Below are 10,541 nucleotides of genomic sequence, written 5' to 3'. Positions count from 1 at the left end.
CCCCAGCCCCTGCGGGTGGGCGGGCGGGGCCGGCGGCCGGACGCCGCCCTTGGTGGCGCGGACGAACGCGGCGTACCCGCCGACCAGCGGCAGGTTCGCCGAGGTCGCGGTCAGGTCGAGGGTCAGCCGCGGGGTGGTGGAGGCCGGTTCGATCAGTCCGCGGTCGGTGCCCGCGACGATCAGTGCCAGCCGGTGGCCCGCCGGGACGACGTGGTCGGTCGCGGCGAGGTCGAGGGTGATGGTGTAGGCGGTGCCGGGGGTCACGGCCCGGGTCCGCTTGCCGCTCCCCCAGTGGCCGAGGTCCGCCCAGCCGCGGCTGAACACGGTGTGGTCGACGCGGGCGGTCTTCGCCTCGGTCCGTTTGAAGCAGCCGGTGTCCCCGGCGGTGCCGGCGCCCCAGCAGGTGCGGTCGGCCAGGGTGGTGATGCCCTCGGCGTCGTCGGCGTAGTCGCGGATGGTGTCCGGGCCGAGGTCGACGAGGACGGCCGAGAGGTGGGCGGACGCGGTGGACGGGGTCACCCGCAGCCGGACCGTGGACGAGCCGGAGAGGCGCAGGTCACGGGCGAGCGGCCGGGTGACGAAACCGGCCTTCGACGGGGTGCTCCGGTCGACGGCCGCCGCCCAGTCGTTCTCGCCGAGCTTCGGGTCGTCGGTGAACTCGGCGGTGCTGCCCGGCCGCGCCGGGTCCAGGCCCAGGCTTCCGGGGCCACCGGCCGGCCCGGCCGCCGGGCGCAGGGTGGTGGCCCGGGTGCCGGCGGGCGGCCAGACCCGGTCGGTGGTCCACTGGTCGGGCGCCCGCTCGACGTCGGCCATCGGCTCGCGCTCGACGCCGTTGTCGTAGCCCATCAGGTAGTGGTCGAACCAGCGGTGCAGAGTGCGGACCCAGGCGTCGCGCCGGAAGTCGAACGGGTCGACGTGCCCGGTCTGCGACAGCCAGATCTTCCGCTCCACGCCGTGCGCGGCGAGCGCGTCCCACCACTGGCCGAGGTGCTTGGTACGGACGTTGAGGTCCTGCATGCCGTGCACGGCGAGGACGCTGGCGCGGACGTTGCCCGCGTCGCGGACGTAGTCCCGTTCGCTCCACAGCGGCGTCCAGTCGCCGTTGCGCGGTGCGCCGCGGACGAGTTCGCGGTGGACGTCCTGGCAGCGGGCGTGGGCCTCGGCGCTCTCGACACGGGTGGCGAGGCCGTCGGGGCCGCTGTCGAACAGCGCGGCGCCCTTGGCGAAGTAGTAGTCGTACCAGGAGCTGATGGCGCCGATGGGGACGATGGTCTTCAGCCCTTCGACGCCGGTGGCGGCGACGCCGTTGGCGACGGTTCCGTCGTAGCTCTTGCCGATCATGCCGACGGCGCCGGTGGTCCAGTCCGCCGCCACCGTCCCGGAGCCGGTGCGCGAACGGTAGGCGCGGGCCCGGCCGTTGAGCCAGTCGACGACGGCCTTGGCGGACTGGACGTCCGAGCGTCCGCCGATGTCGACACAGCCGTCGGAGCGGTTGGTTCCGGCGAGGTCGACGAGCACGACGGCGTAGCCGCGCGGGACGAAGTAGTTGTCGTAGTAGAGCGGGAACTGGACGGGGTTGCCCCGTTCGTCGTACGTCTTCTTCTGGCTCTCGTTGCCGCGTCCGCAGCAGGAGTAGTACGGGCTGGCGTCCATCACGACGGGGACGCGGATGCCCTTCTCGGCGGCTTCGCGGGGACGGATGACGTCCACGGCGACCCGGTCGGTGCGGCCGGCGCGGGTGGGCGCTTCGACCCAGACCGACTCGCGGACCGCGCGGTCGTAGGAGTAGACGGGTGTGCTCTCGCCGGCGCGTCTCTCCGGGGGCGCGGCCTGCGCGCCCGGTGGTGTGACGAGGACGGCGAGCAGGGCGGCGAGCGCCGCCAGGGCGAGAGCGGTCCAGGGTGTGCGGATGTTCCGCGTGGGTTTCGGCACGGGCGGGACAGTACGCGGGTCGACTGCCGTGCAGAAGGGGGTGGACGGGAAGGGGCGGCCGCCGGGCCGGCGGGCCCGGGACCGCCCCCGTACCGTCAGGTCAGGTACGGTCCTCGCCCGTGGCGCGGGCGAGGGCCCGGAAACCGCCGACGATCGGCAGGTCCGCCGAGCTGCCGCTCAGGTCGACGGTCATCTTCGGCCGGGACGCCGGGGGGTCGATGTTCTCGTTGTCCGTACCGGCCACGATCAGGGCCAGCCGGTGCCCGGCCGGGATCACGTGATCGGCCGTGCCGAGGTCGAGGGTGATGTCGTACTGCTTGCCGGGCGTGATCTCACGCCGGGGGAAGCCGGCGTAGTGGCCGAGGTCGGCCCAGCCGCGGCTGAAGACTGTCTGTTCCACGTTCTTGGTGGTGGGGACGGCCTTCTTGAAGCAGCCGGTGTCGCCGGTGGTGCCGGCGCCCCAGCAGTCCTTCTCCGGAAGCAGGGAGATGCCTTCGCCGGTGTCGTAGTCGCGGATGGTGTCCGGGCCGAGGTCGACGAGAACGGCGGACAGCGTCGCCGAGTTCGTGGTCGGGGTGACCCTCAGCCGCACCGAACCGTGTCCGGACAGCCGCAGTTCACGCTTGAGGGGTGCGGTGCGGAACGACGTCTTCGCCAGGGTCGGCCGGTCGGCCGCGGCGGCCCAGTCGAGCTCGCCGAGCTCGGGGTCGTCGGTGAATTCGGTGAAGCCCGGGGTGCCGGCGGGCAGGGAGGTCAGCGCTCCGACTCCCGGGACCGGCCCGGCGGCCGGGCGCAGGGTGGCGGTGCCGGTTCCGCTCGGCGGCCAGGACCGGTCGGTCGTCCACCGGCCCGGGGCCCGCTCGATGTCGGCCATCGGCTCGCGCTCGATGCCGTTGTCGTAGCCCATCAGGTAGTGATCGAACCAGCGGTGGAGGGTGGGCACCCACTCTTGGCGACGGAAGTCGAACGGGTCGGTGTGACCGGCCGTCGAGAGCCAGAGCTTGCGCTCGACGCCGTTCTGGGCGAGGCCGTCCCACCACTTGTTCATGTGCTGCGTGCGCACGTTGAGGTCCTGGAGGCCGTTGACGAGGAACACGCTGGCCCGGACCTTGTCCACGTTGCGGGGGTGGTCGCGCTCGGTCCACATGCCGGTCCAGTCGCCGTCCCGCGGCGAGCCCTCGATCAGCGCGCGGTCCATGGCCTTGCAGCGGGCCTTGACCTCGTCGGTCTCCACGAAGCGCGCGTGACCGGCGATGCCCTCGGTGGAGTTGGTGGAGGCGCCCTTGTAGAAGTAGTAGGTGTACCAGGAGGTGGGGCCGGCGATGGGGACGACGGTCTTCAGGCCCTCGACGCCGGTGGCGGCCACGCCGTTGACCACCGAGGCCTCGTAGCTCTTGCCGATCATGCCCACCGAGCCGTCGGTCCAGCCGGCGTCGACGCCGCTGTTCCCGGTGCGGGACGCGTAGCCGTGCGCCCGGCCGTTGAACCAGTCGACGACCGACTTTGCCGCCGCGACGTCCGAGGGGCCGCCCACGTCCGAGCAGCCGTCGGAACGGTTGGTCCCCGGCAGGTCGACCAAGGCGACGGCATAGCCGCGGGGAACGAAGTAGTTGTCGTAGAAGAGGGGGAACTGAACGGGCCTGCCCTGCTCGTCGTACGTCTTGGTCTGGGCCTCGGGACCGCGCCCGAGGATCTGGAAGTACGGGCTCGGGCTCATGATCACGGGAACCTTGCGGCCTCGCTCGGCGGGTTCCCGGGGCCGGATGACGTCCACGGCCACCCGGTCCGTGCGCCCGTCGCCGTCGCTGTCCTTCCCCGTCTCCACGTAGACGGTCTCCCGGACGGCGCGGTCGTAGGAGTAGACCGGGGTGCTCCCCTCGGGACTCCGTCCGGCGGGCGCGGCCCGCGCCGCGCCCGGGGCCGCGACGAGGGCGGCCAGGAGGGCGGCGGCAGCGGCCGGAACTGTGCGTCGCAAGATATTTCTGGCGCTTATTTTACGCGTATTATTTCGCACGGACGGACGCTAGCGCACTCAACTGGCCGAATCCAAGGGGCATATGGCGCGACAGCGGGGACACGCGAGCCTTGTGCGGGTGATCCGAGGGGCGGTTTCCGGACACGCCCGCCATGACGGCCGGATGTCCATCACATGTCGGGATTCGGCATGGACATTCCCCTGGGCCCGGTGGCTGCATAGGCTGCGATCGATCTTCCGCCCTCTACGAGTTGGAGTGTCTCGTGCGTCACAGACTCCTCGTCCCGAGCGCCGCCGCCGCTGCCGCCTTCCTGCTGCTCGCGGTCCCCGCGTCGGCGGCCGACGGCACCCCGGGCGCGCCGGGCCTCGGAGACTCCTACTACCCCGACGCCGGCAACGGCGGTTACGACGTCTCCCACTACGACCTGCGGCTCAAGTACCAGCCGAAGACGGACCGGCTGGAGGGCACCGCCACCGTCACCGCCACCACCACGCAGGCGCTCTCCCGCTTCAACCTCGATCTGCTGCTGGACGTCAGCGAGGTACTGGTCAACGGCAAGAAGGCCGCGTTCCGCAAGACCGGCACCCACGAGCTGGAGATCACCCCCGGCACCCCGCTCCCGCAGGGCAAGCACATCACCGTCGTCGTCCGCTACAGCGGCACCCCCTCCGCGGTGAAGGTCGGCGGCTCCTCCGCCTGGCAGCGGACGCCGGACGGCGGCATCGCCGCGCAGGAACCGGAGTCGGCCGCCTGGTGGTTCCCGAGCAACGACCACCCGCGCGACAAGGCCACGTACGACATCTCGATCGCCGTCCCCGACGACACGCAGGCGATCAGCAACGGCGTCCTCGCCTCGAAGACCTCCAAACTCGGCTGGACGCGCTGGAACTGGCGCTCCACCAAGCCCCAGGCGAGCTATCTCACCACGCTGGCCGTCGGCAAGTTCGAGATCACCACGGACACCACCGCCAACGGCCTGCCCGTGATCAACGCCTACAGCAAGGACCTGGGCGACAACCTGGACCCGGCGAAGGCGAGCGTCGAGCGCAGCGCCGAGGTCGTCGACTGGGCGAGCACCGTCTTCGGCCCGTACCCGTTCACGGCCGTCGGCGGCTATGTGCCCAACGTGCCCACCCGCTTCGCGCTGGAGACCCAGACGCGGCCGTTCTACAGCCCCGCGCCCTTCGCCAACGGCGCCAACGTCTCGCTCGTCGTGCACGAACTGGCCCACCAGTGGTTCGGCGACAGCGTCTCGGTGAAGAACTGGCGGGACATCTGGGTCAACGAGGGCTTCGCCACTTACGCGACGTGGCTGTGGTCGGAGAAGGAGGGCGAGGGCACGGCACAGGAACTGGCCGACTACACCTACGCCACCTACCCGGCCGACGACAAGTTCTGGACGGTCAAGCCCGGCGACCCGGGCGCGGACAAGCAGTTCGACGGCGCCGTCTACCAGCGGGGGGCCATCGCCCTCCAGGCGCTGCGCAACACCGTCGGGGACAAGGTGTTCTTCGAGACGCTGCGCGGCTGGACGGCGAAGAACCGGTACGGCAACGGCTCGGTCCAGGACTTCGTGGCCCATGCCGAGCAGGTCTCCGGCAAGACGCTGAAGCCGCTCTTCGACACCTGGCTGTTCACCACCGTCAAGCCGAGCGCGGCGGAGGCGGCCAAGGCGGGCATCGGCCTGCCGGCGAAGGCCCGGGCGGGGGCCGGGGCCCGCAAGGGCGGCGCGGCGCTCACCGCGCACAAGCCGGTGCGGCCCGCCTCCTGGCCGAAGATCCAGGAGGCGCTGCGGACGCACGGTCACTGACCGCTGCCGCCCGCTGTCGCGTCGGGGGCCCGTCGTCCGTCCGGTGACGGTACGGCGGGCCCTCCCGGCTCCTGCCGCCCCGTTCTTGCCTCCCGCCTGGCCTCTCGCTCTTACAGCGATGGTGATACACCCCTACTGTTGCACTGCCGCGTACCGCCGGGTGCGCGCAGATAGGTGTACGGGAGTGGCTGGAGCGGCCGGTGAGGTCCGAGCGCCGGCCGGAGAGCGAGGCACGGGCCATGGCCACGGAGACCGGGGAGCCGGACCTCCTCACCATCGACGAACTCGCCGCGCGCGCCGGCGTGACCGTCCGCACCATCCGCTTCTACAGCACGCGCGGGCTGCTCCCGCCGCCCGCCCTCGGCCCCCGGCGCGTAGGACACTACGGCCCCGGGCACCTCTCCCGGCTCGCCCTGATCGAGGAGTTGCAGCACCAGGGCCTCACCCTCGCCGCCATCGAGCGCTACCTCAGCCGGCTCCCGGACGACCTCAGCGCCCACGACCTCGCCATCCACCGGGGAGTGGTGGCGTCCTGGGTCCCGGACGGCACCGAGGAGATCACCCACGCCGAGCTGGAGCGCCGCACCGGCCGCCCGCTGACCGAGGACGACATCGCCAAGCTCGCCGCGATGAACGTCCTGGAGCGCCGGCCCGCCCCCGAGGAGACCGGGGAGGCGCCCCGCTTCCGGGTCGACCCGGGCCTCCTCGCCCTCGGCACCCAGTTGCTGGCCGTCCCCGCGCCCCTGGGCACGGTCCTCGCCGCGCGTACGGTCCTGCTGGACCACGCCCGGGCCACCGCCCACGAGCTGACCCGGCTCTTCCACGAGGAGGTGTGGGGTCCGTACGAGGCGCGGGAGACGGACCCGGCGGAGGTGGAGGCGATGAAGTCCCTGTCCGCGCACATGCAGCCGCTGGTGGTGCAGGCGCTGGTGACCGCGTTCCAGCGGGCGCTGCGGGAGGAGCTGCGGCGGACGTACGGGACGGGCGGGCCCGGTGGGATGGAAGGGGCGGAGGGTCCCGGCGGGACGGAGGGTCCCGGCGGGGCGGAGGAGACCGAGGGGCCGGGCGGGAGCACGCCGGACGAGGGCACCGGCGCGCCGGCCTGACCGGCCAGGGTGACGCGGGTGGCGCGTACGCCCCGCCACGGTCCCGGCCCGCCACCACCCCGGCCTGTCCCCTTCCCGGCCCGCCGTGCCTCCCGTCCGTGCGCCGCCTAGGCTGGAAAACCGGAGCCCGACGTTTCCCGGTGGCGTGTCCGGACATCCGCGAGACAAGTGATCGCCGGATCCGATCGCCGATCGCCGGTCGTCGATCTGAGGATCACGATCCGCGCCCGAGACGATCCCGAGACGACAGGGAGGCAACCTCATGAGTGGTGCGAAGTCCGACCGGGAGCAGGCCGCCCGGCTGCCCGAAGGCGACGTCGTGGCCGTTCTGCTGGAACAGCACGCCCGCATCCGTGAGCTCTTCGCCGACGTCAAGGCGGCGGAGGGGGACCACAAGAAGCAGGCGTTCGACGAGCTGAGGGCGCTGCTGGCCGTCCACGAGACGGCGGAGGAGATGGTCGTCAGGCCGGTGGCCCGCGACACCGCCGGGAAGAAGGAGGCGGACGCCCGCAACGCGGAGGAGGCCGAGGCGAACAAGGTCCTGGCCCGGCTGGAGAAGATGGACGTCGACAGCCCGGAGTTCGACGCGGAGCTGCGCGAGTTCGAGAAGGCCGTGGTGGAGCACGCCGAGCACGAGGAGCGCGAGGAGTTCCCCACGCTCCGGGAGGGCCGCGACGAGGCCCAGCTCAAGCGCATGGGCACCATGGTCCGCGCGGCCCAGAAGGTCGCGCCCACCCATCCGCATCCCATGGCGGCCGGTTCCACCGCCGCGCAGTGGAGCGTGGGGCCCATCGCGTCCCTGGTGGACCGCACCAAGGACGCCATCAAGGGGGCCATGGCGCGCTGACCGCGCGCGTCGCGTCCTGAGGACGCCGCCCGGCGGGCGCACGGCCCTCGCCGGGCGGCGTCGGCCGCGCCCGGCGGCTCGCGACGTCACCCTCCGGCTCAGACGGAGCTCGCCGCGTCCTCGACGAGCCATACGGCCATGCTCACCGCTACGAGCATCACCAACGTCATCTGCACCACCAGTGCCGCCACCGCTTTGCGCCCGGCGGCGACCCGGCCGGACGGTCCGGGCCTCAGGGACCACTCCCTGATCACCGCCCGGTGGCCGACGACCGACAGCGGCCAAAGCAGGAGGAGCGCGGCGCAGCCCGGCACCATCGCCTGCGGTGGGTAGCCGCCCACGACGCCCACCGCGACGAGGAACGCGAGTCCTGTCACGGCGGACGTGCCCGCCTTCCACCGCGCCTTGCCCGGCGGTCTGAGGGGCAGCCAGAACGCCAGGTCCACGGCCACTCCCACGACCAGGGCAACCCACCAGACGCTCATGGGAAGATGTGCGGCGCGCATGGCACTCCTGTACTCGGGGAACCCACAACAGCCGCTCAGCATAAGGAAGTCGGGGCATGGCTCCTGTAAGCAGGGCCCGGCGGGGCCGGGCCCGTCGGGTCAGTCCGTGAAGAACTCCCCCCGCTCCGCCTTCTCCAGCAGCAGCGGCGACGGCGCGAAGCGGTCGCCGTACGCCGCCTGGAGTTCGCGGGCGCGGGCGGTGAAGCCCGCCGGGCCGCCCGCGTAGCCGTTGATGTACTGGAGTGCGCCGCCGGTCCAGCCGGGGAAGCCGATGCCGAAGAGGGAGCCGATGTTGGCGTCGGCGACCGAGGTGAGGACGTTCTCCTCCAGGCAGCGGACGGTGTCCAGCGCCTCGGCGAACAGCATCCGCTCCTGGAGTTCCGTCAGGGAGACGTCGGCGGGCTTGACCCCCCGGCCGAAGTGCTCGGCCAGGCCGGGCCACAGGCGCGTCCTGCGGCCGTCCTCGTAGTCGTAGAAACCGGCGCCACCCGCGCGTCCCGTCCGCCCGAACTCGTCGATCATCCGGTCGATGACGGCGTCCGCCGGGTGCGGGGTCCAGGTGCCGCCGGCCGCCTCGGTGGCGCGCCGGGCCTCCTCGCGGATGCGGCGGGGCAGGGTGAGGGTGAGCTCGTCCATCAAGGAGAGCACCTTGGCGGGGTAGCCGGCCTGGGCCGCGGCCTGCTCCACGGTGGCGGCGGGGATCCCCTCGCCGATCATGGCGACGCCCTCGGAGATGAACCGGCCGATGACGCGCGAGGTGAAGAAGCCGCGCGAGTCGTTGACGACGATGGGCGTCTTGCGGAGCTGCCGTACCAGGTCGAAGGCGCGGGCCAGCGCCTCGTCGCCGGTGCGCTCGCCCTTGATGATCTCGATGAGCGGCATCTTGTCGACGGGCGAGAAGAAGTGCAGCCCGACGAAGTCGGCGGGGCGCTCGACGCCCTCGGCGAGCAGGGTGATGGGCAGGGTGGAGGTGTTGGAGCAGAGCAGGGCGTCGGGGGCGACGACGTGCTGGATCTCCTGGAAGACCTTGTGCTTGAGGGCCGGGTCCTCGTAGACCGCCTCGATGACGGCGTCGCAGCCGGCCAGGTCGGCCGCGTCGGCGGTGGGGGTGATGCGGGCGAGGAGCGCGTCCCGCTTCTCCTCCGTCGTCCGGCCCTTGGCCAGGGCCTTGGCGAGCAGCCCGGCCGAGTACTCCTTGCCCTTGCGGGCGTTGTCGAGGGAGACGTCCTTGAGGACGACGTCGATGCCGGCGCGGGCGCAGGCGTACGCGATGCCGGCGCCCATCATGCCCGCGCCCAGCACGGCGACCTTGCGGACCTTCCGCTCGGCGGGTCCCGAGGGCCGGCTGCGACCGGCGTTGACCGCCTGGAGGTCGAAGAAGAACGCCTGGATCATGTTCTTGCTCGTCTGCCCGGTGGCCAGGTCCACGAAGTAGCGGGACTCGATCGTCTGGGCGGTCTCGAAGTCGACCTGGGCGCCCTCGACGGCCGCCGCGAGGATGTTGCGCGGCGCCGGGTAGGGGGCGCCGGAGGTCTGCTTGACGAGCGTGGCCGGGAAGGCGGGCAGGTTGGCGGCGAGGGAGGGGTGGGACGGCGTCCCGCCGGGCATCCGGTAGCCGTCGGTGTCCCAGGGCTGCCGGGACTCGGGGTGAGCGAGGACGAACTCCCGCGCCTTGGCGAGGAGTTCCTCGGCGCTGTCGACGACCTCGTGGACGAGCCCGGCCTCCAGCGCCCGCCGGGGGCTGTACTGCGTCCCCTGGACGAGGACCTTCAGCAGCGCGTCGGCGATGCCGAGGAGGCGTACGGTCCGGGTGACGCCACCGCCGCCGGGGAGCAGGCCGAGGGTGACCTCGGGCAGGCCGATCTTGGAGCCGGGCGCGTCGAGGGCGATCCGGTGGTGGCAGGCGAGGGCGATCTCGTACCCTCCGCCGAGCGCCGCGCCGTTGAGGGCGGCGACGACCGGGACGCCGAGGGTCTCGATCCGACGCAGGTCGCGCTTGAGCTCCTGGGTGGCCGCGAACGCGGTCTCCGCGTGCTCGGGCCGGAGCGTGATCAGTTCACGGAGGTCGCCGCCGGCGAAGAAGGTCTTCTTCGCGGACGTGAAGATCACGCCGCGGACGGACTCCCGCTCGGCCTCCAGGCGGTCGGCGACCGCCCTGAGGGAAGCCTGGAAGTCGCGGTTCATGGTGTTGGCGGACTGGTTCGGGTCGTCGAGGACGAGGGTGACGACGCCGTCGGCGTCCTGTTCCCAGCGGATGGTCTCGGCGGGGCTGGTGGTGCTCATGGTGGGGATCTCCTGAAGGTCTGGGTGGCGGGTACGGCCGGTCGTCGGCGAGTCCGGGCCGGGGGCCCGGCGGAGCGGGGG

7 protein-coding genes are annotated in these 10,541 nt (G+C 72.4%); 3 read left to right on the top strand and 4 right to left on the bottom strand.

Annotated features, from left to right (window positions below):
* Together ACSNOK_RS25010 and ACSNOK_RS25005 are read right to left on the bottom strand one after the other, a co-directional pair.
* Window positions 1-1,932: Xaa-Pro dipeptidyl-peptidase (locus tag ACSNOK_RS25010; RefSeq protein ID WP_436783016.1), on the bottom strand; the 1,932-nt coding region annotated here is incomplete at its 3' end.
* Between the two features lie 100 nt (window positions 1,933-2,032).
* A complete protein-coding gene (locus tag ACSNOK_RS25005) occupies window positions 2,033-3,907 on the bottom strand; it encodes a Xaa-Pro dipeptidyl-peptidase (RefSeq protein ID WP_436783015.1) in 1,875 nt (624 codons plus the stop codon).
* 263 nt (window positions 3,908-4,170) lie between these two features.
* Between ACSNOK_RS25005 and ACSNOK_RS25000 the strand changes: the two genes are divergently transcribed.
* The 3 genes from ACSNOK_RS25000 to ACSNOK_RS24990 all read left to right on the top strand — a co-directional run bounded on the left by ACSNOK_RS25000 (window position 4,171) and on the right by ACSNOK_RS24990 (window position 7,671).
* Window positions 4,171-5,718 (top strand): M1 family metallopeptidase, encoded by a 1,548-nt coding sequence (locus ACSNOK_RS25000; protein WP_436783014.1) that lies wholly within the window; start codon window positions 4,171-4,173, stop codon window positions 5,716-5,718.
* Between the two features lie 239 nt (window positions 5,719-5,957).
* Window positions 5,958-6,824 carry a MerR family transcriptional regulator gene (locus ACSNOK_RS24995; RefSeq protein WP_436783017.1) on the top strand — a complete coding sequence of 289 codons (867 nt, stop codon included), beginning with the start codon at window positions 5,958-5,960 and terminating at the stop codon, window positions 6,822-6,824.
* A 262-nt stretch (window positions 6,825-7,086) separates the two neighbouring features.
* Window positions 7,087-7,671 (top strand): hemerythrin domain-containing protein, encoded by a 585-nt coding sequence (locus ACSNOK_RS24990; protein ID WP_436783013.1) that lies wholly within the window; start codon window positions 7,087-7,089, stop codon window positions 7,669-7,671.
* 98 nt (window positions 7,672-7,769) lie between these two features.
* Here ACSNOK_RS24990 and ACSNOK_RS24985 read toward each other — a convergent pair whose 3' ends face one another.
* Both ACSNOK_RS24985 and ACSNOK_RS24980 read right to left on the bottom strand, forming a co-directional pair.
* A complete protein-coding gene (locus ACSNOK_RS24985; protein ID WP_436783012.1) occupies window positions 7,770-8,177 on the bottom strand; it encodes a hypothetical protein in 408 nt (135 codons plus the stop codon).
* Window positions 8,178-8,276: 99 nt separating this feature from the next.
* A complete protein-coding gene (locus ACSNOK_RS24980; RefSeq protein ID WP_436783011.1) occupies window positions 8,277-10,460 on the bottom strand; it encodes a 3-hydroxyacyl-CoA dehydrogenase NAD-binding domain-containing protein in 2,184 nt (727 codons plus the stop codon).
* Window positions 10,461-10,541: the final 81 nt, after the last annotated feature.

Source organism: Streptomyces sp. URMC 126, from assembly GCF_051386555.1.
GTDB lineage: Bacteria > Actinomycetota > Actinomycetes > Streptomycetales > Streptomycetaceae > Streptomyces.
The sequence above is the reverse complement of the archived record's forward strand: the minus strand, read 5'-3'. Positions and strand labels throughout refer to the sequence as shown.

Bases quoted from the DNA above. Each gene is read 5' to 3' on its own strand.
- ACSNOK_RS24985 (WP_436783012.1), bottom strand. From the start codon at position 8,177: ATGCGCGCCGCACATCTTCCCATGAGCGTCTGGTGGGTTGCCCTGGTC.
- ACSNOK_RS24995 (WP_436783017.1), top strand. From the start codon at position 5,958: ATGGCCACGGAGACCGGGGAGCCGGACCTCCTCACCATCGACGAACTC.
- ACSNOK_RS24990 (WP_436783013.1), top strand. From the start codon at position 7,087: ATGAGTGGTGCGAAGTCCGACCGGGAGCAGGCCGCCCGGCTGCCCGAA.
- ACSNOK_RS24980 (WP_436783011.1), bottom strand. From the start codon at position 10,460: ATGAGCACCACCAGCCCCGCCGAGACCATCCGCTGGGAACAGGACGCC.